This is a genomic window from Paraburkholderia sp. RL18-101-BIB-B, from assembly GCF_046026985.1.
Classification (GTDB): Bacteria; Pseudomonadota; Gammaproteobacteria; order Burkholderiales; family Burkholderiaceae; genus Paraburkholderia.
The window spans coordinates 151647-175952 of sequence record NZ_JARESV010000008.1; the positions used below are offsets into that span (position 1 = coordinate 151647).

At 63.6% G+C, this 24306-nt stretch carries 25 protein-coding genes; 5 read left to right on the forward strand and 20 right to left on the reverse strand.

Features of this window, described 5'->3' with window-relative positions; genetic code table 11:
- Nucleotides 1-13 precede the first annotated feature (13 nt).
- The 4 genes from ptsP to P0D73_RS15090 all read right to left on the reverse strand — a co-directional run bounded on the left by ptsP (nt 14) and on the right by P0D73_RS15090 (nt 5557).
- Complete coding sequence (ptsP, locus tag P0D73_RS15075; RefSeq protein ID WP_408431804.1) at nt 14-2578, reverse strand: phosphoenolpyruvate--protein phosphotransferase; 2565 nt, start codon at nt 2576-2578, stop codon at nt 14-16.
- Nucleotides 2579-2616: 38 nt separating this feature from the next.
- Nucleotides 2617-3624: an SIS domain-containing protein gene (locus P0D73_RS15080; RefSeq protein ID WP_408284353.1), complete on the reverse strand. Its 1008-nt coding sequence runs from the start codon at nt 3622-3624 to the stop codon at nt 2617-2619.
- Complete coding sequence (gene nagA / locus P0D73_RS15085) at nt 3617-4720, reverse strand: N-acetylglucosamine-6-phosphate deacetylase (protein WP_132376141.1); 1104 nt, start codon at nt 4718-4720, stop codon at nt 3617-3619. The genes P0D73_RS15080 and nagA overlap by 8 nt, the downstream gene beginning before the upstream one ends.
- Nucleotides 4721-4822: 102 nt before the next feature.
- Nucleotides 4823-5557, reverse strand: a complete 735-nt coding sequence (locus tag P0D73_RS15090) for a GntR family transcriptional regulator (RefSeq protein ID WP_132376142.1) — start codon at nt 5555-5557, stop codon at nt 4823-4825.
- A 370-nt stretch (nt 5558-5927) separates the two neighbouring features.
- On the opposite strand from P0D73_RS15090, the gene P0D73_RS15095 reads away from it, so the two are divergent.
- On the forward strand, nt 5928-6854 hold the full coding sequence (locus tag P0D73_RS15095; RefSeq protein WP_408178264.1) for a bifunctional helix-turn-helix transcriptional regulator/GNAT family N-acetyltransferase: 927 nt from the start codon (nt 5928-5930) through the stop codon (nt 6852-6854).
- Between the two features lie 13 nt (nt 6855-6867).
- On the opposite strand, the gene P0D73_RS15100 is transcribed toward P0D73_RS15095, so the two are convergent.
- Together P0D73_RS15100 and P0D73_RS15105 are read right to left on the reverse strand one after the other, a co-directional pair.
- On the reverse strand, nt 6868-7680 hold the full coding sequence (locus P0D73_RS15100) for a MetQ/NlpA family ABC transporter substrate-binding protein (RefSeq protein WP_408431806.1): 813 nt from the start codon (nt 7678-7680) through the stop codon (nt 6868-6870).
- Nucleotides 7681-7931: 251 nt separating this feature from the next.
- The gene (locus P0D73_RS15105) at nt 7932-9788 is read right to left on the reverse strand and encodes a methyl-accepting chemotaxis protein (RefSeq protein WP_408178263.1); all 1857 of its coding nucleotides are present in this window, start codon (nt 9786-9788) and stop codon (nt 7932-7934) included.
- Between the two features lie 256 nt (nt 9789-10044).
- On the opposite strand from P0D73_RS15105, the gene P0D73_RS15110 reads away from it, so the two are divergent.
- Nucleotides 10045-10335, forward strand: a complete 291-nt coding sequence (locus tag P0D73_RS15110) for a YciI family protein (RefSeq protein ID WP_408178262.1) — start codon at nt 10045-10047, stop codon at nt 10333-10335.
- A gap of 68 nt (nt 10336-10403) precedes the next feature.
- Here P0D73_RS15110 and P0D73_RS15115 read toward each other — a convergent pair whose 3' ends face one another.
- The 5 genes from P0D73_RS15115 to P0D73_RS15135 form a co-directional block, all read right to left on the reverse strand.
- On the reverse strand, nt 10404-11021 hold the full coding sequence (locus P0D73_RS15115; RefSeq protein ID WP_408178261.1) for an SCO family protein: 618 nt from the start codon (nt 11019-11021) through the stop codon (nt 10404-10406).
- A 4-nt stretch (nt 11022-11025) separates the two neighbouring features.
- Nucleotides 11026-11931 carry a heme o synthase gene (cyoE, locus tag P0D73_RS15120; RefSeq protein WP_132376148.1) on the reverse strand — a complete coding sequence of 302 codons (906 nt, stop codon included), beginning with the start codon at nt 11929-11931 and terminating at the stop codon, nt 11026-11028.
- Nucleotides 11932-11937: 6 nt separating this feature from the next.
- Nucleotides 11938-13047 (reverse strand): COX15/CtaA family protein, encoded by a 1110-nt coding sequence (locus tag P0D73_RS15125; RefSeq protein WP_408312875.1) that lies wholly within the window; start codon nt 13045-13047, stop codon nt 11938-11940.
- 22 nt (nt 13048-13069) lie between these two features.
- Entirely contained in the window at nt 13070-13732 is a 663-nt protein-coding gene (locus tag P0D73_RS15130) for an SCO family protein (RefSeq protein WP_408431809.1), read from the reverse strand.
- Between the two features lie 69 nt (nt 13733-13801).
- Nucleotides 13802-14518: an SURF1 family protein gene (locus P0D73_RS15135; protein WP_408312869.1), complete on the reverse strand. Its 717-nt coding sequence runs from the start codon at nt 14516-14518 to the stop codon at nt 13802-13804.
- 111 nt (nt 14519-14629) lie between these two features.
- Between P0D73_RS15135 and P0D73_RS15140 the strand changes: the two genes are divergently transcribed.
- On the forward strand, nt 14630-14839 hold the full coding sequence (locus P0D73_RS15140) for a twin transmembrane helix small protein (protein WP_007179452.1): 210 nt from the start codon (nt 14630-14632) through the stop codon (nt 14837-14839).
- 165 nt (nt 14840-15004) lie between these two features.
- Here P0D73_RS15140 and P0D73_RS15145 read toward each other — a convergent pair whose 3' ends face one another.
- From P0D73_RS15145 to P0D73_RS15180, 8 genes are all read right to left on the reverse strand, one after another.
- Nucleotides 15005-15862 carry a cytochrome c oxidase subunit 3 gene (locus P0D73_RS15145; protein ID WP_132376152.1) on the reverse strand — a complete coding sequence of 286 codons (858 nt, stop codon included), beginning with the start codon at nt 15860-15862 and terminating at the stop codon, nt 15005-15007.
- Nucleotides 15863-15992: 130 nt separating this feature from the next.
- Nucleotides 15993-16202: a DUF2970 domain-containing protein gene (locus tag P0D73_RS15150; RefSeq protein WP_132376153.1), complete on the reverse strand. Its 210-nt coding sequence runs from the start codon at nt 16200-16202 to the stop codon at nt 15993-15995.
- A 35-nt stretch (nt 16203-16237) separates the two neighbouring features.
- Entirely contained in the window at nt 16238-16864 is a 627-nt protein-coding gene (locus P0D73_RS15155; RefSeq protein ID WP_408178257.1) for a cytochrome c oxidase assembly protein, read from the reverse strand.
- A gap of 42 nt (nt 16865-16906) precedes the next feature.
- Nucleotides 16907-17041, reverse strand: a complete 135-nt coding sequence (locus P0D73_RS15160; protein WP_243658215.1) for a cytochrome oxidase small assembly protein — start codon at nt 17039-17041, stop codon at nt 16907-16909.
- A gap of 122 nt (nt 17042-17163) precedes the next feature.
- Nucleotides 17164-18777: a cytochrome c oxidase subunit I gene (gene ctaD, locus P0D73_RS15165; RefSeq protein ID WP_106282189.1), complete on the reverse strand. Its 1614-nt coding sequence runs from the start codon at nt 18775-18777 to the stop codon at nt 17164-17166.
- A 44-nt stretch (nt 18778-18821) separates the two neighbouring features.
- Complete coding sequence (gene coxB, locus P0D73_RS15170) at nt 18822-20459, reverse strand: cytochrome c oxidase subunit II (protein WP_408178256.1); 1638 nt, start codon at nt 20457-20459, stop codon at nt 18822-18824.
- A 143-nt stretch (nt 20460-20602) separates the two neighbouring features.
- On the reverse strand, nt 20603-21076 hold the full coding sequence (locus tag P0D73_RS15175) for a DUF2244 domain-containing protein (protein ID WP_132376156.1): 474 nt from the start codon (nt 21074-21076) through the stop codon (nt 20603-20605).
- Nucleotides 21077-21389: 313 nt separating this feature from the next.
- Nucleotides 21390-22355: a methyltransferase domain-containing protein gene (locus P0D73_RS15180; protein WP_408178255.1), complete on the reverse strand. Its 966-nt coding sequence runs from the start codon at nt 22353-22355 to the stop codon at nt 21390-21392.
- Between the two features lie 84 nt (nt 22356-22439).
- Between P0D73_RS15180 and P0D73_RS15185 the strand changes: the two genes are divergently transcribed.
- Both P0D73_RS15185 and trmL read left to right on the forward strand, forming a co-directional pair.
- Nucleotides 22440-23225 carry a phosphoribosyltransferase family protein gene (locus P0D73_RS15185; RefSeq protein WP_408431812.1) on the forward strand — a complete coding sequence of 262 codons (786 nt, stop codon included), beginning with the start codon at nt 22440-22442 and terminating at the stop codon, nt 23223-23225.
- A gap of 18 nt (nt 23226-23243) precedes the next feature.
- Entirely contained in the window at nt 23244-23714 is a 471-nt protein-coding gene (gene trmL / locus P0D73_RS15190) for a tRNA (uridine(34)/cytosine(34)/5-carboxymethylaminomethyluridine(34)-2'-O)-methyltransferase TrmL (RefSeq protein ID WP_132376159.1), read from the forward strand.
- On the opposite strand, the gene P0D73_RS15195 is transcribed toward trmL, so the two are convergent.
- Entirely contained in the window at nt 23687-24235 is a 549-nt protein-coding gene (locus tag P0D73_RS15195) for an O-acetyl-ADP-ribose deacetylase (protein WP_408178253.1), read from the reverse strand. The genes trmL and P0D73_RS15195 overlap by 28 nt on opposite strands.
- Nucleotides 24236-24306 lie beyond the last annotated feature (71 nt).

Sequence of the window (24306 nt, forward strand, 5' to 3'; positions counted from 1 at the left end):
GACCGTATGGGGTTCAGTCCAAAGGCCAGGTTTCGCGGCTTGCTGCTCTTACCGCCTGCGCCGATTCGAGCGCCAGGGCATCCTGGGCGCGTTGACGGCACAGCTGATAATCGAGGTTGCGCACCCGCGCTTTGATGCCCGGCACCGACACCGGATCCACCGAAAGCTCGGTCACGCCAAGGCCGACCAGCAGCGGCACGGCGAGCGGGTCGCCCGCCAGCGCGCCGCACACGCCGACCCATTTGCCGTGCTTGTTCGCGCCTTGCACGGTGGCCGCGATCAACCGCAGCACAGCCGGATGCAAGCCGTCCGCCTGGGCGGCGAGGTCGGCCTGGCAACGGTCCATGGCGAGCGTGTATTGCGTCAGATCGTTGGTGCCGATCGAGAGGAAATCCGCGTGTTGCGACAGTTGATCGGCAAGCAGCGCCGCCGACGGCACTTCGATCATCACGCCGACTTCGATCGGCTCCGTGCGGCCCGACTCGCGCGCGAATTCGTCGATACGCTTGCGGATACGGATCAATTCGCCGACGTCGGTCACCATCGGCAGCAGGATGCGCACGGCGCCGAGCGGCTGCACCGCCAACAGGCCGCGCAACTGATCGTCGAGCAGATCCGGACGCACTTGCGCGAGTCGGATGCCGCGCAATCCGAGCGCGGGATTCGGTTCGGGCGGCAGCGTCAGATAGTCGACTTCCTTGTCCGCGCCGACATCCAGCGTGCGGATGATCGCGGTGCGGCCGCTCAATGCGTCGACGATTCCCTGGTAGCTCTGACGATGTTCGTCCGTGGTCGGCGCAGCGGCGCGGTGAATGAACAGCAGTTCGGTGCGCAACAGGCCGACGGAATCGGCGCCGTTTTCAACGGCGGTCTTCGCGTCGTCGAGCGTGGCGATGTTCGCGGCCACTTCGATCGCGCGGCCATCGGACGTGGCCGCCGCTTGCTGCGAGGTGCGGCGATTCGCTTCGCGCACATCGGCGAGGCGAGTGCGCTCGGTGCGTGCGCGTTCGACATCGAGTTCGGTCGGCGCGAATTCGAGGCGGCCGGTCGTGGCGTTCACTACCACTTGCGTGCCTTCGGGAATCGCATGCAACGCGTCGCCGACTGCCACCAGCGCGGGAATGCCGGCCTGACGCGCGAGAATCGCCGCGTGCGAGGTCGCGCCACCGCGCGCCATCACCAAGGCGGTGACACGTGAGCGATCCAGCGTGGACAGATCGGACGGCGTGAACTCTTCAGCCGCTAGCACGGCTTCTTCCGGCAACGTGCGCGCCGCGGCGTTCGTGTAACCCAGCGCGCGCAGCACGCGCTTCTCGATGTCGCGCAGATCGGCGGCGCGTTCCGCGAGCAACGCGTCTTCGATATTCGTCAGGATGGCGATCTGTGCGCGGATCGCTTCGCGCCACGCAAAACCGGCGCTCTTGCCGAGGCTGATCAGATCACGCGCGGCGTCGAGCAGCGTCGGATCTTCGAGCAGCACGCGATGCACCGCGAAAATGCCCGCTTCGCCAACCGCGCCGCGTTGCGAGGCGTCACGGACGGTCGTGCCGAGGTCCGCATCGACGGTGGCAATCGCCTTGTCGAGCAAGCGGCTCTCCGCAGCCGACGTGCCGTTCGCTTTTTCGGGCGGATCGATGTCCGCGTCGTCCCAGCGCACCAGCTTGCCGACCGCGACGCCCGGCGCCGCGCAGACGCCGGCGAGTGTATTCGGCGCGAGCGGTTCGCCCGCCGGACGCGCAACGGCTTGCGGCGCCGGCGAGCTTTGGCGCGCCGGTTTTTCTTCGACTTCGCCGTGCGCTTCGCGCGTCAATTCATGCGCGATCGCTTCGATCGCAGCTTTTGCTTGCGGACCGACGCCGAGCAACTCGATGGTCGCGCCTTCGCCTGCACCGAGGCCCAGCAAACCGACCACGCTTTCGATCGCCGCCTTGCGTCCTTCGTAACGCACTTCGACGCGTGCGTCGAAGCCGCGTGCCGCTTCACGTGCACGCGCCGCCGGGCGTGCATGTAGACCGCCTGCGTGAACCAGCGTGACCTGCTGACGCGCTTCCTCCGTCACGTTCGTTGCACTCGCCTGCCGCGAGGCCTCGGCCGCCGCGCCGCCGCGCGCACGCAGCACCAGCAGCGGCGTTTCACCCGCCTTCAGCAAGCCGCCTTGCACACGTTCGACGATCTCGAACGCATCCGAATTGGCGATCGCGATTACCGACACGAGGCTCGGCGCATTCAGCGCGACCTGATCCTGATCGAATTCGATCAGCACATCGCCAGCGCGCACGTGAGCGCCTTGAGCGACCATCGGCGCAAAGCCCTTGCCGTTCAGTTCGACCGTATCGATACCGATATGCAGCAAAATTTCGGCGCCTTCGGCCGTGGCCAGCGTCACGGCGTGACCGGTGCGCGCGAGATGGGTGACGGTACCGTCGCACGGCGCGACGAGTCGGCCCTCGAGCGGATCGATGCCGATGCCGTCGCCGAACATGCCGCCCGAAAACACAGGGTCGGGCACGTTCGCGAGCGGCACGACCGGACCGGTCATGGGCGCGAGTAAAACAATATGGCCTTCAGAATGGCTCATCAAGCGGGACTCCTCGACACGTCGCATCTGATTTCTCGTCAGTGAGTTTCGGTGACTTTGTTGAGATGGCGCGGCGCATCGGGATTGCGCCCGCGCGCGGCGGCAAGACCGGCGGCCATCACGTAAAAGGACAGGATTGCAGCGATCGGATCGAGCGCCGCATGGGCGGTGGGTGCAAGCGGCAACGTGGCTTCCGGCACGTCAGCCGGCGCCGCGAGCAGAACGCGGGCGCCGCGCGCCTTCATATCGCGCGCGAGTTGCAGCAAGCCGGCCTGCTCGGGCCCGCGCGGTGCGAAGACCAGCAGCGGGTAGTCGCGATCGATCAATTCCATCGGACCGTGACGCACTTCCGCGCTCGAAAACGCTTCGGCCTGAATGCCGGAGGTTTCCTTCAGTTTCAGCGCGGCTTCCTGCGCGATGGCAAGACCCAAACCGCGGCCGATCACGATCATGCGCTCGACGCCGCGCAATTCCTCCACGGCTGCCGACCAGTCGAGTTCACCGGCGGCACGCAGTGCTTCGGGCAGCGTCTTCAACGCAGCGAGCAATTCGGCGTCCTGCTGCCAATGCGCGACGAGCTGCGCGGAAATCGACAGCATCGCGATATAGCTCTTGGTGGCCGCGACGCTCAATTCCGGACCGGCTTCGAGCGGCAACTCGAATTCGCACGCGTCGGCCAAGGGTGAGCCCGACACGTTCACGGCGGCAACGGTCAGCGCGCCGGCTTGGCGCAATGCCTCCATGGTGCCGACCAGGTCAGGGCTCTTACCCGACTGCGAGAACGCCAGCGCGAGTTGATCGCGCACCTGCAGCGGCGCCTGTTGCAGCGTGGCGACCGACATCGGCAGCGAGGCGACCGGCACGCCAAGGCGGCTCATCGTCAGGCTGGCGAAGTAGCTCGCCGCATGGTCGGAGCTGCCGCGCGCGACCGTCAGCGCGACATGGCGCGGCTGCTGGGCGAGCTTCGCCGCCAGCGCCTCGACGCGCGAGGTGTCCGTGAGTTGCGCGGCGACCGTATCAGCGGACGCCAGCGCCTCTTTAAGCATATTCGACAATTGCTTCTCCTTCGACGTAAGTCGCGGTCAACGCCAATTCACGATCGAACACGACCACATCGGCCCATGCACCGCGCGCGATGCGGCCGCGGTCTTCAATGCCCAGGTAGTCGGCGGCGTAGCGCGACAAACGGTTCGATACATCGGCTATCGGCAAGCCGATCGACACAAGATTGCGCAGCGCCTGATCCATGGTCAGGGTGCTGCCGGCGAGCGTGCCGTCGGCGAGACGCACGCCGCCGAGACACTTCGTCACATGCTGGCTGCCGAGGCGGTATTCGCCGTCGGGCATGCCGGTGGCCGAGGTGCTGTCCGTGACCACATAGAGACGCGGAATCGCGCGCAAGGCCGCGCGGATCGCCCCAGGATGGACGTGCAGCAGATCGGGAATGATTTCGGCGAACTCGGCGTGCGCGAGCGCCGCGCCGACGAGGCCTGGATTGCGATGGTGCAGCGGCGACATGGCGTTGAACAGATGCGTGAAGCCGCAGGCGCCGTGCTTGAGCGCGGCGACGGCATCGTCGTAAGTGCCGAGCGAATGGCCCAGTTGCACGCGCACGCCGCGCGCCGCCATTTCGGAGATGATCTCCATATGGCCGGCAATTTCCGGCGCCAGCGTCACCACGCGAATCGGCGCGATGGACAGATACTTCAGCACTTCGTCCATCACCGCGGAGACCGCCGCATCCGGTTGCGCGCCGAGCTTGCCGGGGTTGATGTACGGCCCTTCCAGATGCACGCCGAGCACGCGCGCGCCGCCTGGCGTGCGAATCCGCGCGTTGTTGCCCAACTCAGCGACGACGCTCATCAGTTCGTCGCGCGGCGCGGTCATGGTGGTGGCGAGCAGGCTGGTCGTGCCGTAACGCGCATGCGTGCGCGTGATGGTTTCGATCGCGTTGCCGCCTTCCATCACGTCGGACCCGCCGCCGCCATGCACGTGCAGATCGATGAAGCCGGGCAGGATGTACGGCGCGTCGTTCGTCGACGGATCGACGCGTTCGCCGGTGAGCGCCGTGATGCGGCCGTTTTCGTATTCGAGCGTGCCGTGAATCCACCCATCGGTGGTGAGTATGTTTCCGGTCAGCATGAGTCTCTCTGGTGAGGCGTGATACGGGGCGTGACTGAATGGCGCCTGACGGCGGCGCCGCACCTGAACTTGCGGGCTTCGCGCTCTGCTCGGTCGAGCAGTTCAGGTGCGCAATTCAGCGACAAAGTCGTAGTAATCGTCGCGGCAATAGGTGTCGGTCAGTTCGATTGCGCGCTGGTCGGCGCTATAGCCGATACGGGTAATGACCAGCAGCGCCGAGCGCGGTTCGATGTCCATCAACGAAGCGATCTCGCTCGAAGCGTTGACCGCGCGGAAGTGTTGCAAGGCACGCACGACGGCGGCGCCACGGCGTTCGAGATAGCTGTAAAGCGAGTCGCCGATGGCATGCGGATCGGGCACGATCGCCGCCGGCAACGCCGAATGCTCGACCGCCATGACGATGCCGTCCGCGCGCCGCAGGCGCCGCAGACTCGTCACCGCCGCGCCGGGCGACAGCCCGAGGTGCACCAGCTCGTCACGGTTGGCGGCGCGGATATCGCGCTCGAGCCACACCGAATCCGGCCGGAAACCGCGCTGCTGCATCTTCTTCGTGAAGCCGGTGAGCCGCGAAAGCGGGTCTTCGACGCGCGGCGTAATGAAGCTGCCTGCGCCGCGAGCGCGCCGGATCAACCCTTGCTCGACCAGCAACTCGATCGCCTTGCGCGCCGTGATGCGCGACACGCCGATCGCGTCCGAGAGCGTGCGCTCCGAGGGCAGCGCCTCACCGGCCGACCACACGCCGCAGTGGATCGCTGTCGCAAGATTGCGCGCGAGCTGCAAATAGAGCGGCGTGACGTTGCGGGCGTCAGGCATCAGTGCGGACCAGCGAGTTTCCATGGGGCTCCGGCGGCCTTCGCGAAAAGGTAGGCCTACGAAAAATGAGAGCCCATTATATAACCAACATAATACCAGTCAATCAACTGGTTCCATGCTGGTATGATTTGGCGCAAAGCCTTGCTGAATAAGGCTTAGAGGGGCATTCGGAGGCGCTGGAGAGGGTTTTTGGAGCCCAGGATTTACCCGTATTGGGCTTTGGGAAGGCATCTGGCCGGCTTTAAGCAGGGTTTCAGTACACTGACACTCTGCCGTGATCGATACCTTTTTAATACCAGTGCCGATCAAGCCTTTGCCGGCGTGGCTTTTGTAATGGGGTGCGTTCCAATATAGTGCTGAGTAGCAAGCTATAAAAATCCCCTGGGAGCAGCATTTGACAGATTCCGAGGCGCTGAGGCGCGCTCAGGCCGTCCGCCATTTCAACCGCTTCTATACCCGACACATTGGCGCACTGCATGAGCATTTGGCAAAGAGCGCGTTCTCATTGACCGAGGTGCGCGTACTGCACGAGCTCTCCCGCGGACGTCCTCAAACGGCCTCGGTGCTCGGGCGTTCCCTCGGTCTCGACAGCGGTTATCTCAGCCGTCTGCTGACCAGCTTCGAACGACGCGATCTGATCACGCGCCGCCCGTCCGAGACGGACGCGCGCCAGTCGCTGATCGCGCTCACGGACAGCGGCCACGCCGCGTACGCACCGCTCGATAACGCGGCGATCGAAGAAGTGTCGATACTGCTTTCCGGCCTCACGGCCCTCTCTCAGGATCAGTTGATCACCGCGATGAAGACCATCGAGCGGCTGCTCGGTGACAAGCCGCGGCACGAACTCGTGGTGCTCCGCCAGCCGCGCCCAGGTGAATGCGGCTGGCTCGTGCATCGGCAGGCGCAATGGTTCGCCGCGCAATACGACTGGGATCCATCGTTCGAGGGATTGCTCGCGCGGGTCGTCGCCGATTACACACAACGCAACGATCCGGTGCGGGAGATGTGCTGGGTCGCCGATCAGGAAGGCATGGTGGTCGGCTCGGTCTGCATCGTCGGCGTGTCGACGACGGTGGCCGGCGTGCGGCTGCTGTGGGTCGAGCCGGACGTGCAGCGGCTGGGCATCGGCACGCAGTTGCTGAGCGAATGCGTGCGCTTTGCGAGGCGCGCGGGCTATACGAAGCTCACGCTGACAACGGCCGCCTCGCTCGAACAACCACGGCGCCTGTGCGAGCGCACCGGGTTCAGGCTCGCCGGCACGGCGGCTGAGCGCCGTTTCGGCAAGGACCTGATGATCGAGCGATGGGAATTAGGCTTGTAGCAAGCGTCGCCGCTTAGAACGACGGCACCACCGAACCCTTGAACTGTGTCTTGATGAACTGGCGCACGTCTTCCGACTGGTAAGCGGCAACCAGCTTCTTGACCCACGGCTTGTCCTTGTCCTGCGTGCGCACGGCGATCCGGTTCGCGTACGGGCTGTGCACGTCTTCGAGCGCGATCGCATCTTTGGTCGGCTGCAGGCCGGCGGCCAACGCGAAGTTCGTGTTGATCGCGGCGGCGTCGACGTCCGACAGTGAGCGCGGCAGTTGTGCGGCGTCGAGTTCGACCAGTTTGATTTTCTTCGGATTGTCGGCGACATCGAGCGGCGTCGCGTTATTGCCGTTCGTGCCCGCGCCAGTCTTCAGCTTGAGCACGCCTTGCGCTTGCAGCAACAGCAACGCGCGGTTTTCGTTCGACGGATCGTTCGGCACCGCGACCTTCGCACCTTGCGGCAGATCCTTCAGCGACTTCAGCTTCTTCGAGTAGATGCCGAGCGGCGAGATGTACGTGAGACCGGCATTGACGATCTTGTAGCCGCGCTGCTTGATCTGGCTATCGAGGTACGGCTGATGCTGGAAGCTGTTTGCGTCGAGGTCGCCGGCGTCGAGCGCGGCGTTCGGCTGCACGTAGTCGTTGAATTCGACGACCTTCACGTTCAGGCCTTCGCGCTTCGCCACTTTGGTGACGACTTCCCAGATCTGCGCGTCCGGGCCGCCGATGGTGCCGACCTTGATGACTTTGTCGTCGGCGTGCGCGCCGAAGCTGGTGAAGATCGCCGTGCTGGCGACGACTGCCGAGAGGGCTTTGAGGATGTTTCTGCGCTGCATGTGATTCTCGCTTGTTTCTAATCGATGGCTGGATCGGTGACTTGATCGACCGCTCATCGACTTCTGATCGGTGTCAGATTCGGGTGGAAGCCGACGGCGGACATTGCTTTTGACAATGCGCAGCCGACTGGACCTGAAATGGTCTCATAGTCCCGGCGAGATGGGAAATATCACGATCGCATATGGTTATGCGCGTTGAACGGCGCGGGACCGCGTGCTCATGAGAGGCACGCGGGCGCTGCAGCGGAGAATCAGAAGGTGGTCCAGTCGTCGCCGGGCGGGGTGGCTTTCACTGCCACGGTTGATGCGCGTGGCGCGGTCGAGGCGGCAGGCTTGGCGCTCGTCACATGCGCGGGCGATGCCGAGGTCGGCGCGGCGGACGCTCTGGCGGGAGCCGACAGCTTCGGCTCCGCGCGCGACGATGCCGACGCAGAGTGCAGTGCCGTGCCGATTTCGCGCATTGCCGCCGCCGTTGCGGCTGCTTGCGGCGCCGCAGCCGTCGCCGTAGCCGTCACTCTCCGCGCCGCCACCGCAGCCGAATTCTGCACGGCAACGTCCGAACTATTCACGCGAAACGCGCTCACTGTGTCACGCAGACGCCCCGCCTGATCCTGCAACGAAGCCGCCGCGGCGGCCGCCTGCTCGACCAGCGCCGCGTTCTGCTGCGTCACCTCATCCATTTGCGTGACGGCGCGCCCGACTTGCGAAATGCCGCTGCTCTGCTCTTCGGATGCCGCCGCGATCTCGCCCATGATGTCGGTGACACGCTGCACGGCTTGCAAAATCTCGCCCATCGTCGTGCCGGCCTGCTGCACCAGCGTCGAGCCGTTATGCACGCGTTCCACCGACGCGCTGATCAACTGCTTGATCTCCTTCGCCGCCGTTCCCGAGCGCTGCGCGAGGCTGCGCACCTCGCCCGCGACGACCGCGAAACCGCGGCCCTGCTCACCGGCGCGCGCCGCTTCCACGGCCGCGTTCAACGCAAGAATGTTGGTCTGAAAAGCAATGCCTTCGATCACGCCGATGATGTCCGCGATCTGCCGCGAGCTGTCGTTGATCTCGCCCATCGTACCGATCACGCGGCTGACCACGTCGTTGCCGCGCGTCGCGATTTCGGACGCGTTATGTGCGAGTCCGCTCGCCTGCCGCGCGTTGTCGGCGTTCTGCTTGACCGTCGCGGTGAGTTCTTCCATGCTCGCTGCGGTCTCCTGCAACGAAGCCGCCTGCTGTTCGGTGCGCTGCGACAGATCGCCATTGCCGGCGGCAATCTGCTGCGTCGCCGACGCAATGGATTCGGCCGAGCGACGAATCTCGCCGATGGTCCGCTGCAAACGGTTCTGCATTTCATGCATGGCCGCCATCATGCTGGTCTTGTCCTGCGGACGAACCTCGACCACCTGCGTCAGATCGCCTTGCGCGATACTTGCCGCAAGCCGCGCCGCCTGGTCAGGTTCGCCGCCGAGGCTCGCACGTACGTTGCGGATGATCAGCACCATCGCCAGCGAGATGATCGCGCCGATCACCAGCACCACAGCCAGGTGGCCGAGCAGCGTCTCGTAGTACACCGTGTCGATGTCCTTGATGAACACGCCGCTCGTGATGTTCCAGTCCCACGGCGCGAAACGCACCACGTAGCTGATCTTCGGCACGGCCGTTTCGCTGTGCGGCAGGCGTCCGCGATACTCCGCGAAACCACGGCCGCTTGCCTTGGCCGCGTCGACGATCGCCACGTAGAGGAGCTTGCCGTCCGGGTCCTTGAAGTCGCCGACCGGCTTGCCGGTCATTTGCGGCAACGTGGGATGCATCAGCACGACGGGCTTCGAATCCATCACGAACAGGTAGCCGGATTCCCCATAGCGCATGGTCGAGAGACGGGCGAGCGCTTCGCGCTGCGCATCGGCCTCGCTCAGCTTGCCGCTTTGCGAGAGCGCGTAATAACCGCTCACGATGCCCTGCGCGGCATCGACCAGATTCACCATGCCCGCCTTGCGCTCGGCCAGCATCGTGCTGCGCGTTTCGACCGCGCTCCACAGCCCAACGCCCAGCAGCCCCAGCCAGACGAGCGCGAGCGACAGCCATAGTTTGCGATTCAAACTCATCCTGCTCATTGTTGTGGTCTCTCTCGTGTGATTCGTGTTCCGTTCGCAGTCGCAGGCACGCGACTGCGTATCGCGCGCAAACGATTGCTATAGATATAACGGCAAGACAAACGGGCAACTTGAGAGACGCTGCAAGGAAACCAGCCGCCTGGCGAGGGCGGCGTGCGTGCAGGCAGATCACACGCGCTGAATCGTTCTCTGACCGATAATCCGAGGCTGCGGCCGCACCTTTTAGCGGCACATTCCATTGCCAGAGAGAACGCCCATGTACGTCATCGACCTTACCTACACCGCACCGCTCGAACGCGTCGACGACGCGCTGGAAGCCCATCGCGCGTTTCTGACGCAGCAGTTCGAAGCAGGCGTGTTCGTCGCCGCCGGGCCGAAAGTGCCGCGCGACGGCGGCATCATTCTGGCGGTGCGCATCGAGCGCGACAGGCTGGACGAGATTCTCGCCAGCGACCCGTTCGCGCAGCAGAACCTTGCGCGTTACGAGGTGACGGAGTTCAAGGCGACGCGGCTAGCGCCCGGATTGAATTTGCCGATGCCAGCTTGAGTCTTGAAGCGCAGAGGAATCTGAAAAACGGACGCGTGATATGACACGCGTCCTTACGGCTGCAGGCGTCAGTCGAGCAGCAGCTTGATGTCGTGCACCCACGGCGTTGCGCCCTGGCCGTCGCGCGCGAACAGACGCAGCTTGCCGTCCGTATCGAACACATAGCTCGCTGCTGTGTGATCCATCGTGTAGTTGTCAGGCGTCTTGCCCGGCACCTTCGCGTAGTAGACGCGGAAGTCCTTCGTGATCTTGGTGAGCTGCGCCTGATCGGCCGGACGCAAGCCGACGAACGTCGGGTTGAACGCCGGCACGTATTGCGCGAGCAACGCCGGCGTATCACGATCCGGATCGACGGTGACGAAAAGCACCTGCACGCGCTTCGCGTCTTCCGGGCCGAGTTGCTGCAACGCCTGCGAGAGCTCGGCCATCGTGGTCGGGCAAACGTCCGGGCAATGCGTGTAGCCGAAGAACAGCACCACGACCTTGCCCTTGTAGTCCGCCATGCTGCGGAGGTGGCCGGCCGTGTCGGGCAGCGAGAAGTTGCTGCCGAACTGGGTATTGCCCGTGATGTCGAGATTCTGGAACGCCGGCGGCTGCTTGCCGCAGCCTGCGACCAGCGAGGCGCCACCGAGCGCGCAAGCGATCACGGCAGCACGCGCCATGCGCGCGAAGCGGTTATTGAGCATGGTATTACGCGCCGATCAGGACGCGCGCATAGTGGTCGATCAGCAGCGCAGCGAATAGCAGCGAGAGATAGACGATCGAATAACGAAAGGTCTTGCGCGCCAGATCGTCCGAGTACTCGCGATAGATCTTCCACGCATAGGCAAGGAACACGGCGCCCAGCAGCACGGCCGACGCGAGGTACACCACGCCGCTCATGCCGGAGATGAAGGGCATCATGGTGACCGCGAACAGGATCACCGTGTACAGCAGAATATGCAGGCGCGTGTATTTCTCGCCGTGCGTGTTCGGCAGCATCGGCAGGCCGGCGTTTTCGTAGTCTTTGCGGCGATACAGCGCGAGCGCCCAGAAATGCGGCGGCGTCCACACAAAGATGATCAGCACCAGGATCCAGGCGTCGCCGGGCACGTGGCCGGTGACCGCGGCCCAGCCGAGCGCCGGGGGCATGGCGCCCGAGGCGCCGCCGATCACGATGTTCTGCGGCGTGGCAGGCTTGAGCAGCAGCGTATAGATAACGGCATAGCCGACGAACGTGGCCAGCGTGAGCCACATGGTGAGCGGATTGGCGAACGTGTAGAGCGTCCACATGCCGAGGCCGCCGAGCACGGCCGAGAACAGCAGAATCTGCGTGGTGGTGATTTCGCCGCGCGCGGACGGGCGCCACGAGGTGCGGCGCATCTTGGCGTCGATTTTCTGCTCGACGAGGCAATTGATGGCGAACGCCGCGCCGGCCAGCAACCAGATGCCGACGGTGCCGCCGATCAGGGGAGTCCACGGCACCATGCCAGGCGTCGACAGAAACATGCCGATGACGGCGCAGAACACGGCGAGTTGCGTGACGCGCGGCTTCGTCAGGGCGATGTACTGGGAGACCCGGCTACCGGGCGTTTGGGAGAGTGTTGTGCTGTCCATGTGGAGTCACGCTGGCGCGGCATCGCGCGCAGGGAGCACGGCGCGGCCGGGACGGCTATAAGCGATCCGAAAGTTTAACATAACGAGCAGAAGCAGCAGGATCGCGGCCCCGCCGTTATGCGCGACCGCAATGGGCAACGGCCATTGCAGAACGATGTTCGACAGCCCGGTGATGAACTGGATCAGCACGACCAGCAGCACGCCGTTTGCGGGCCGCCGCAGCGACTCGAAGCGGCGCAGTTTGAGCGCGAACCACGCCAGATAGGCGACCACGACGATGGCGAATGTGCGGTGCGTCCAGTGGATCGCCACCAGCGCATCCTGCGTGATCATGTCGCCGTCGCCGGTCATGCCGAGCGCGCGCCACAGGTGGAAGCCGTGCGCGAAATCCATCGGCGGGACCCATTGGCCGTTGCAGGTCGGGAAATCCGTGCACGCGAGCACCGCGTAGTTCGTGCTGACCCAGCCGCCCAGCGCGATCTGCGCGATCAGCAGCACGAGACCCGCGATCGCCGCCGCACGCCAGCGCGCGGCCTCGGGCTCGTAAGCGGGCAACGGCGTTTGCCGCGCGGCCAGCCAGCCGAGGGTGCCCAATAGCGCGAGCCCGAGCAGCAAGTGTGTCGTCACGATGATCGGTTGCAGCTTCATCGTCACGGTCCAGGCGCCGAACGCGCCTTGCACCAGAATCAGCAGCAACAGCGAGGTCGGCCACCACGGCGATACATGCAGCGGGCGTCGCTTGATACGCGCCGTCCACGCGATGAGGGTCTGCGCGATGATCAGCACGCCGATCGCCATCGCGAAGTAACGGTGGATCATTTCGATCCAGGCCTTCGTCATGCTGACCGGTCCGGTGGGCATCGCCTGATGTGCGGCCGCGATCGCCGCATGCGCGATGAACGGCGATGATGTGCCGTAACAGCCCGGCCAGTCCGGACAGCCAAGCCCGGAATCGGTGAGCCGCGTGAAGCCGCCGAACATCACCAGATCGAGCGTGAGGAAGGTGGTGAGCCAGACCAGCTTGCGGAATTTGTTGTCGTCGGCCTTGACCCACACGTAGGACAGCGGCAACAACGCGATACACAAGCCGATCAGAGCCAGTTGCAGTACGAACATCTCTCTTACCTATATTGCGGCGTCAGCCGATGCGCGACCATTTGAGCAGCTTGGTCAGGTCGCCTTTGATCTTGCCGGGGTTCGGATCTTTCGGGAAACGCATCATCAGATTGCCGTTCGGATCGACCAGGTAAATGTGGTCAGTGACTTTGGTGCCGCTATCCGTTGGCAGCCACGCGGACACCTGCGCCAGATCGGCGATCATCATGTCGGTGTCGGGGTAGGCCTTTTGTATCACGTCCGCGACGTTGCCTGCATCGGTGCGCAGCCATACTTCCACGACGCGCTCGCGTTCCGGGCCCTGAGCTGCGCGGATTTGTCGCATGAAGTAGAGCTTGGTGACGCACGCTTTGTCGCACGCGCTGTTGTCGACGGAAATCATCAGCCAGTGGCCGCGCAGCGTGGCGAACTTGACGGGCTTGCCATCCTCGCCGGTGACCGTGAGCGAATCGGGAATCGGGCGTTGCGGTTCGACCAGCGTGCCGTAGCTCGTGGTGCCGCCGGTCGGCCGGATCACGTAGTACGTGAAATACGACACGGCGATCGGCGCGGCGCAGATGATCGCCACCAGCAGCAGCATCCAGCGGCCGCGTTGCCACGAGCCTTTGCCGTTGGGTTGGCCGGGCGTGGCTTGAGACGTTGAGGGTTTGCCGGCTTGCGGCGAACGGGGAGATTGCGTCGACACTACTGGACCTCTATCAATGATTTGCGCGGCTAGTGACTCGAACCCTGGCCACAGACCGCATGTGCTGCGTTACACGCCCGGCGCGTGCTCTTTCTTCGCGGCGCGGCGCGCGGCATACAGGCCGAAGACCAGCGCCGCGGCCGCCATGCCCCACCACTGGAACATGTAGCCATAGTTGCGTTCGACGCCGCTAGTCGGCGCGGGCCAATCGCGCACCAGCTTGTCGCCGTCGTCGCTCAATTGCTGAATCACGAACGATTGCAGCGGCAAGCCGGTTTCCGCGGCGTACGCGGCGACATCCAGATTCTGACGGATTAGTTGATGCTCGGCCGAACCGCCCTGCCCCAACTCGTAAGCGCGCGACGCGTCGGCCCGCGCAATGCCTTCGATTTCGATGTCGCCTTGCGGCGTGGTGTACGGCGCGATGGTCTCGCGGTTGTTCATATTGCGTGGCAACCAGCCGCGATTGACCAGCACGTAACCACCGTCGGCCAGTTTAAAAGGCATCACGACGTAAAAGCCCGGCTGATCGTTATATGGACGATTATCGAGGTAGACGACCTTGTTCGCGACGAAACTGCCACGCGCTTTCACGCGATGAAACTCGATGTCCTTCAACTGAACCGGCGCGGCGCTCACCGGTTGCGCGGGCGCATTCTCGAACTGCGTGATGTGCGCTTCGAGCGCTTCCTTCTGATGCGCGCGGTCGCGCTGCCAGAAACCCAGCCGCACCGTCACCACGATCACCAGCAGAATCAACAGCGCGGGAACGAGGCGGAACTTCATCGCGCACGCTCCAACGTCGCCCGCGACGTCACGGGGAACGCACGGCAAACGCAGGCTCGCGGTGCGATAATAAACGTCTTGCCTCTGCGCTTCCTGGTTTCAGCCGGTTCCATGCACATTCTCGTTCCCATCGCCTTCGTCCTGATCATCGCCAGCATGGTGTCGGCGCTGTACTTCATGATGCATGACAAGGGAAAAACCAAGCGGATGGTCTGGTCGCTCGCCACGCGGGTGGGCCTGTCGATCTCGCTGTTCCTGTTCATCCTGTTCGCTCACTGGATGGGCTGGATTCAGTCGACCGGTATTCCTTACGGGCGTTGAGCCCGGCGGAAAAATCTCCACGCCGCCAAACAAAACGCCGCCCTGACAGGGTCGAGGGCGGCGCTGCATTGGTCTTGCATACTGCTCGCGCGCTGCGCCCCGAAGGACTTGGCGCACACGGCCTGCACACATTCCGGCTTGCCGGTCGGTGCAGGCGGGACTGCGTTACAGCCAGTACACGACGACGTACAGCCCGAGCCACACGACGTCCACAAAGTGCCAATACCAGGCCGCGCCTTCGAACGCGAAGTGATGCTCCGCCGTGAAGTGACCGCGAATCATACGCGCCAGCACGACCGCCAGCATCGTGCCGCCGAGGAACACGTGGAAGCCGTGGAAGCCGGTCAGCAGGAAGAACGTCGAACCATACACGCCCGACGACAGCGTGAGATTCAGTTCGTTGTACGCGTGGAAATATTCGAAGCCTTGCAGGAACAGGAAGCAGACGCCGAGCACGAGCGTTGCAGCCAGCCAGATGATCGCTTTCTTGCGATGATCTTCACGCAGCGCGTGGTGCGAGACCGTCAGCGTCGCGCCCGAGGACAGCAGCAGCGCCGTGTTGATGGTCGGCACCGGCCACGGCTGCATCGACTTGAAGGTCGAAACCAGCGCTGCCGGACCGTTGTTCGGCCACACCGCCGAGAAATCCGGCCAGATCAGCTTGTAATCGAGGCTGCCCAATTGATGCAGCGCGATCTCACGCGCATAGAACAGCGCGCCGAAGAACGCACCGAAGAACATCACTTCGGAGAAGATGAACCAGCTCATGCTCCAGCGGTACGACTTGTCGACGTTCTTGCCGTACATGCCGCCTTCCGACTCGGCGATCGCGTCGCCGAACCAGTGCCACAGCGTGAAGAGCAGCCACAACAAACCGGCGACGACGCCGATCGGCGCCCAGTCATGTTCGTTGATCCAGGCCGCAAGCGATCCGAGCATGACCAGCAACCCAACGGCGGCGCTAATCGGATGCCGCGACGGATGCGGTACGAAATAGTACGGGCTCTCGTTTTGACCGCTCATTCTTGATTCTCCACTTCAGTCCAGTTGTTCCGGAATCTCCGGCTGTATCTTCGGCGGCGCGTCGATACCGCACCGCTTCGCTCTAATTCGTGGGCGCTGTTCGCCCGATTCTACGTGTGCGCCTGGCACTTCACCCTACTACGGCCCGTACGATCAGAATCAGCACCACGATAAAAATTGCCGCGCAGATCAACGCTGCCGCGATCACGTGCAGCGGGTTCAACTGCGTGGCGTCCGCCTCCAGATCGCGACGCTTGCGCACCCCGAAAAACGACCAGAGCACCGCACGCATCGACTGACCAAAACTGCTCTTGCGCGGGCTGCCGCCGTTATCGCTCATCTCTTTTCTTCTTCCTTCGCCTGCGGCGCGAGCCGTCAGGCGGGATTGGCGGCGGTGGCCGCCGCGCGTGTATCCGTATTGGCCGTGGGTGCTGCGCTTCCGGCCGTCGCCGCTGCCGGCGTACTCAATTCAAAGAACGTGTACGACAACGTGATCGTTTTCACGTCTTTCGGCAACTTCGGATCGACCACGAACACCACAGGCAGGCGCTTCGTCTGATTCGCCGCCAACGTCTGCTGCGTAAAGCAAAAACACTCGATCTTCTTGAAGTACTCGGTGGCCTGCTTCGGCGCGTAGCTTGGAATGGCTTGCGCCTGAATCGTGCGCGCCTGTTCGTTGCTCACCTCGTACATCACCGTCGTCACTTCGCCCGGATGCACGTCGAGACTGCGCTGCTCCGGCTTGAAACCCAGCGGGCCGCGAGCGTTCGCATCGAATTCGATCGAAATCGTGCGGCTCATGTCGACCTGCGTATTCTTCGCCTCGCGCACCGTGGCGTCACGCTGTACGAGGTTGTTGATGCCGGTGATCTGGCAGATTGCGCGGTACATCGGCACCAGCGCGAAACCGAAACCGAACATCATCAACGCGACGATGAACAGCTTGATCAGCATCGAACGGTTAAAAGAGCGGTCGGCCTGAGCCGGCGGTTGCGTCGACATCTCAATCCTCAACAAACCTGCACACAGACTTGGATCAGTCCGTCAGGAAAACCACTTCTGATGGATGATGACGCTCGCGAAAAAGACCGCGGCGATCACGAACATCACAAAACCGATACGCCGGTTGCCTGCGCGAATCTGTTCCGGCGTACGTCTTTCCAGTGAATTGCGCGTCATGCTCGACTTTCTGAATACCTGCTTTCGTGACTACCGGTCGACAGCCACCGCTTAGGCGGCTGTCAGGTTCTGATGGCGATATAACTTGCGGCACCAGAACCCGCTACCTCACCAACTACCGATTATTCGACGGTCGGCGGGTTTTCGAACGTGTGGAACGGAGCCGGGCTCGGCACGGTCCATTCGAGGCCCGTTGCGCCGTCCCACGGCTTGTCGCCAGCCTTTTCGAGTTCGCCGCCGCCACGGTAGGCCGGCAGTGCAACCGCGAACAGGAAGTAGACCTGCGCCAGACCGAAGCCGAACGCGCCGATCGAGATGACCTGGTTCCAGTCCGTGAACTGTGCCGGGTAGTCAGCATAACGACGCGGCATACCTGCGAGGCCAACGAAGTGCATCGGCAGGAACGCGAGGTTGAAGAAGAACAGCGACGCCCAGAAGTGGATCTTGCCGCGCGTTTCGTTGTACATCCAGCCGGTCCACTTCGGCGCCCAGTAGTACCAGCCGGAGAACAGCGCGAAGAGCGAGCCCGCCACCAGCACGTAGTGGAAGTGCGCGACGACGAAATAAGTACCGTGATACTGGATGTCGAGCGGGGCCATCGCCAGCATGAGACCCGACAGACCGCCGAACGTGAACACGATCAGGAAGCCGACCGCGAACAACATCGGCGTTTCGAAGCTCAGCGAACCGCGCCACATCGTCGCGACCCAGTTGAACACCTTCACGCCTGTCGGCACGGCGATCAGCATGGTCGCGTACATGAAGAACAGCTGGCCTGTCACCGGCATGCCGGTCGCGAACATGTGGTGCGCCCAAACCATGAACGACAGAATCGCGATCGACGAGGTTGCGTACACCATCGAGCTATAGCCAAACAGCGGCTTGCGCGAGAATGCCGGAATCACCTGCGAGACGATCCCGAACGCCGGCAAGATCATGATGTACACCTCGGGGTGCCCGAAGAACCAGAAGATGTGCTGGTACATAACCGGGTCGCCGCCGCCTGCCGCGTTGAAGAACGACGTGCCGAAGTGGCGGTCGAACAGCACCATGGTGATCGCGCCTGCCAGAACCGGCATCACGGCGATCAGCAGGTAGGCGGTGATCAGCCAGGTCCACACGAACATCGGCATCTTCATCAGCGTGAGGCCGGGTGCGCGCATGTTCAGGATCGTCACGACGATGTTGATCCCGCCCATGATCGACGAAGCACCCATCAAGTGGACCGCGAAAATCGCGAAGTCCATGCCCGGGCCCATCTGCGTGGAAAGCGGCGCGTAGAGCGTCCAGCCCGCGGCGGTCGCGCCGCCCGGCGAGAAGAACGAGCCGACCAGCAGGACAGCCGCCACCGGCAGAAGCCAGAAGCTGAAATTGTTCATGCGGGCAAAAGCCATGTCCGATGCGCCGATCTGCAGCGGCACCATCCAGTTCGCGAAGCCGACGAAAGCCGGCATGATCGCGCCGAACACCATGATCAGGCCGTGCATGGTGGTCAACTGGTTGAAGAACTCGGGACGCATGATCTGCAGGCCCGGTTCGAACAGTTCGGCACGGATCATCAGCGCCATCACGCCCCCGGAGAGGAACATGGTGAACGAGAAGATCAGGTACAGCGTACCGATGTCCTTGTGATTGGTTGCGAACAGCCAACGACGCCAGCCATGTGGCGTTTCGTGAGCATGGTCGCCGTGCACGTGTTCGTGGCCTGCGACTACATCGTGTCCGATGCTAGACATGACAATCTCCTAAAGCGAATACTGCGGTGCTGACCATGAACACGTCAGGCAGCCGGGCTGATCTGAACACGCCGGGCTTCTTTCGCGTCGCTGCCGCCCGTGATCGTTTCCGGCTTCTTCAAAATAATATGGTCTTCGGCAATGCCGGCTGCTTTCAACGCGTCGCGCACGGCTTCGGCGCGGCTCTTCGCGAGCTTCGCGTTGAGGTCGGCGGAGCCGGTGGCGTCGGTGAAGCCCGACAGCGTGAATTTCGCGTCCGGATGCGCCTTCGCGTAGGCCGCGGCTGCGTCGACTGCGGCTTTCGCGTCGGCCGGCAACGTGCTCTTGCCGGTTTCGAAGTAGATGCTCGCCGGCAATGCTGCTTGCGTTGCCGCGCTGTCCGAAGCTGCCGGTGCCGCCGCTGCCGCGCCCGAGGCGCCGGATGCTGCCGCCGCCCCCGAAGCCGCTTCTGCGCCGCTCGCCGCTGCGCCTGCATCGGCCAGATGGTTGCCGCCTTCCGGCAGCTTGCCGTTACGGGCGTCCGCAACCTGCTTCGGCTGGAGAATGTCGCCGGTGTGGTTGCCCCACGCGTTACGTTCGTACGTGACCACCGAAGCGATTTCGACGTCGTTCAGCGTAGGCGCCCACGACGGCATCGCGTTCTTGCCCTTCAGCACCAGGCTGACGTGCTCGGCGATCGCGCCGTTGGCGATCTTGCTGCCGTCGAGCGCCGGGAATGCGCCCGCGCCCTTGCCGGTCGGCTGGTGGCAGACCGCGCAATTCGCCGCGTAGACCTTGCCGCCGCGCTCCATCAGCTCGGCCATGGTGTAGGTCTTGTTCGGATCGTCCTGGCCGGCGGCCATTTTCTTCTTCTGCGTGTCGACCCACTTCGCGTAGTCGTCGGCGGACAGCACTTCGACCACCACCGGCATGAACGCGTGTTCCTTGCCGCACAGTTCGGTACAGAAGCCGCGGAATGTGCCGACCTTCTCAGCCTTGAACCACGTGTCGCGCACGAAGCCCGGAATCGCGTCCTGCTTCACGCCGAAAGCCGGCACGTACCAGGAGTGGACCACGTCGTTCGCGGTGGTGATGATGCGGATTTTCTTGTCGACCGGGACGACCAGCGGATTGTCGACTTCCTGCAGATACGTGGTGGAAATCGGCTCACGGCCATCGGTTTCCGCACGCGGCGTGGCCAGCGTGGACAGGAAGTTGATGCCTTCGCCCGGGCCCTTCACGTAGTCGTAGCCCCATTTCCACTGATAGCCGGTGACCTTGATGGTGACGTCGGCGTTCGTGGTGTCTTTCATCGCGACCACCGTCTTGGTGGCGGGCAGCGCCATCAGCACGACGATGATGAACGGCACGATCGTCCAGATGATTTCGACGGTGGTGCTTTCGTGGAAGTTGGAAGCTTTGTGGCCTTTCGATTTGCGGTGCGCAAAGATCGAATAGAACATCACGCCGAACACGCCGACGAAGATGACCAGGCAAAGAACCAGCATGAACATGTGGAGGCTGAAAAGCTCCTCAGCGATTTTCGTCGCAGGCGGCTGGAGATTGATCTCGTTGACGGCAGGGCCGCCCGGAACATCGCCCACTGCCAGGGCCGCGCCGGCGAAAAGCAGTCCGCTCATCGCCAGCACGCCCATGAGGGCTCGCTTGATTGTTTTCATAGCTTCCTTACCCAAAATTTCCATTCAAACCCTCGACCCCGCTGGCAGGTTGCCTCGCGCTCCCCGTGAACGCCGCGCGACTCCACGCGTCTAAGAAAACGTCTGGGTCGCCCCAGGTTTTCTTCCCCCTTGGAGGGCCCGGCGCCAAGCGCCAGGTTTGGGGGCCCCTAACAACGCGTGAGCCACATACGCAATTCGCCTGCGAACTGCGCGCGCCGATACTGCGCGAGATGTTGCCCGATCATGATCGTCTGCCCGCGCGAGACCAGTTTGATCCGGTCACGCGGTGTTGCGCCCGCCTCGATCCGCACCCAGCGCGGATTGAACTCGAACTGCGTAAGCTGCTCGGCGCTGACCTGCTCGATGACGAGCCGGTTCTGAAACAACCGGATACGCTCGTAATCCACAGCATGACGCGCATATATGGCAAACGCGATGCCCACCGCCAGCAATTCGACACCGGTGAACGGCAACACCAGCCAGGCGCCGACCAGAACCAGCATGAAAGCAATTGCCAACGAGAACAACGCAAGCGACACGTAGAAACATACGAACTGCCGCGGCGATATCGAACAGTTGCGTTTCATCGTCCAGTCTTTGAGAACTGGTTCTGAATCCGCCAGCAGATCTGATGCTCCCATCGCTGCCTCCCGCCGATTGTCTCCAATCGCCGCCCGCGGCCATTGCTCGCGACCATTATTCCGGCCGCTCGATCACCGCTGCGCCATCTTATCTTGCTGCCCTGTGCCTCGGGCCTGCCGCCCCAAATGTGGGAACTCCGGGCGACAAACTGACGCATTATAGGCGCGATCCATAGCATCCACAAGCAAGCCTCTATTGGCCCACAAGCCAGGCGCGACAAGCCTCCGCGCCGTTTTGACGCACCTTTTGCGCGTCTTTTGAAGCGGTAATTTCAGACATAACAGATGTCCTCTTTACCGCCTCGTCGATTCCTCAACGATTCCTCGACGAACCGCGTCCGATGTCCTCGATTCGGACGATGCCGTGACCTTCCGCCGTGGTGCGCGGCACGGCTTTCCATGCGTGTCCGTAGATCACTTCGAAGGTCAGCGCGATCGTGCCGTCGGCACGCCGACGGGCTTCGAGGGCCGCCAGCAAAGCCTTGTGCAGCCGGCGCGCGGCGGCGCTCGACGACGCTTCGCGCTCGAACGGATAGGCGCCCCAGCGGCGCACGTCGGCGAGCAGCGACTGCGGCGACTTATAAGTAATGGTGAGCACTTCCTGGTCCATCACAGGAATCTCGAAGCCGCTTTCGACCAGCATGTCGCCGAGATCGTGCATGTCGACGAAGTCGATCACGTGCTTGCGCGAGGCAACGCCGTGCGCAGCCTCGACTTCGGCGTAGGCGCCACGCAATTCCTTGAGCGAGTCTGGACCGAGCGTGCTGAACATCAGCAGGCCGTTCACTTTGAGCACGCGCTGCCACTCGGGAAACACGAGATCGGGCCGCGAGTGCCAATGGAGCGCCAGGTTGGACCAGATGAATTCGAAGGCGCCGGCCGCGAACGGCAGCGCCGAAAAGTCGGCTTGCGCGAAACGCGGACCGCGGGCGCCGAGCGCTTTGCCGAGCGAGGCCGGCAGAAAGCGCCGCCAGCTCGTGTCGCCGGAATCGTGTTGCAGCGCGCGCGTGAGCATGCCGTGCGACAGGTCGGAGCCGAACACCGGCGCTTCGGGAAAGCGCTCGCGCAAAGCGGGGATGTCTTCGCCCGCACCGCAGCCGGCGTCGAGCACGCTCGCCGGCGTGACCTTGATGTAGTCGAGCCGCTCGCGCATGCGTTGCGCGATTTCACGAGGCAGGAACGCGACGTCGCTGAACGTCGCTGCGCGGCGGTCGAAGATCCGCCGGAGGCGCCGGGAATCATAGGCCGGACGGCCTGATTGAGCGGGAGTTGGGGACATGAGTGTCGTGCTGGCGTGGAGCAGGAAGTATACTCGCTCGCTTCCTTCCATTCAGCGTGAGAGGCCTTCGCGGGCGGTCCAATCATGCCATTCCGACCCAATTCGTCATTTTCCGGCGGCAGATTCGCGCGTTTCGCGCGCACCTTGCAATCGGCCTGGCCGCGCGTGATGCACGCCGCGTTGCCGAACCTCTGCGCGTTATGCGGCAATTTGTCGCATACGACGCTGTGCGCCGGTTGCGACGAAGCCTACTGGAACGAAAGCCGGTTGCGCTGCACCGTCTGTGCGGTGCCCTTATCCAGTTCGCGATGGGCGGCGCGCACGCAATATCGCTGTGCGGATTGCATCGACGAGCCGCCGCCGTTCGACGCGACCTTCGCCCTCGCCGACTATCGGGCGCCGCTCGACACGTTGGCGGTCGGCCTGAAATTCCGCGCCCGCCTGCTGCTGGCGCGCGAGTTCGCACAACGGCTCGCACGTCTTGCACAGGACTCGTGGCAAGACCTTACTGAATGGCCGGATGTGATCGTGCCCGTGCCGCTTGCAAGCAAACGTCTCACCGAGCGCGGCTACAACCAGGCGTGGCAAATCGCGAGGCCGCTGGCCCGCGCGCTGGATGTACGCAGCGACGCGACCTTGCTGAATCGCGTGATTCACACCGCGCCGCAGTCGCGGCTCGATCTCGACGCCCGCCGCCTGAACGTGGGTCGCGCTTTCAAGGTCGCCGGGCCCGTGCAAGGGCTGCACGTCGGCATCGTCGACGATGTGATGACGACCGGCGCCACGCTCGAAGCGCTGGCGCGCACGCTCAAGGCAGCCGGCGCGCGGCGGGTCACCAACTTCGTCGCGTTGCGCACACCGAAAAACTAGTCTCCACCTGAGTTCACCATGTTCAATGTCGTTCTCGTAGAACCGGAAATCCCGCCGAACACCGGCAACGTGATCCGCCTGTGCGCCAACACCGGCGCCCGGCTGCATCTGATCGAGCCGCTCGGCTTTCCGCTCGACGACGCCAAGTTGCGCCGCGCCGGCCTCGACTATCACGAGTACGCGCAGATGAACGTGCACGCTGACTGGGCGGCGTTCATCGCCAAGGAATCGCCGGACCCGGCGCGCATGTTCGCCTTCACCACGCGCGGCTCGGGCCGCTTTCACGAGCACGCGTTTCAATCCGGCGACTGGTTCGTGTTCGGCGCCGAAACGCGCGGCCTGCCCGACTCGGTGCTCGACCAGTTCGCCAACGAGCAACGCGTGCGCCTGCCCATGCGTCCGGGCAACCGCAGCCTGAATCTATCGAATACCGTCGCGGTCGTGGTGTTCGAAGCGTGGCGTCAGACCGGCTTCGAAGGCGGCGCCTGACGGCGTTTCAATTCGGCCGCGTAGCGCGCGAACATGGCGTCGTCGAAACAGGCGAACACTACCTGCTCGATCTGCGGCGTGCGCGGCAACGTGTCGAGCACCGTGCCGACCGCAATTCGCACGGCCTCGTCAGCGGGAAAATGGTAGATGCCGCAACTAATCGCGGGGAACGCGATGCTGTTGCACTGCGCCTCGCGCGCCACCTCCAGCGAGCGCTGATAGCAGGACGCGAGCAAGTCGGCCTCACCATGCGTCCCGCCCCGCCAGACCGGGCCGACGGCATGAATCACATGTTTAGCCGGCAGACGGTAGGCGCCGGTCAGCTTCGCGTCGCCGGTCGCGCAACCGCCCAGCGTTTCACATTCGCGCAGCAAATCCTTGCCGGCCGCGCGATGAATCGCGCCGTCCACGCCGCCTCCGCCCAATAGCGACGTATTCGCGGCGTTGACGATCGCATCCACGGCGAGCGTGGTGATGTCGACCACGCGTGCTTCCAGCGTGCAACGATTGAATCTGAGCATGGGAACCTCGCTGATCCGAAGCGTCGATAAAAACGTGGACAGCGATAGCGGGCAGCCGTTCAGCGCATTTG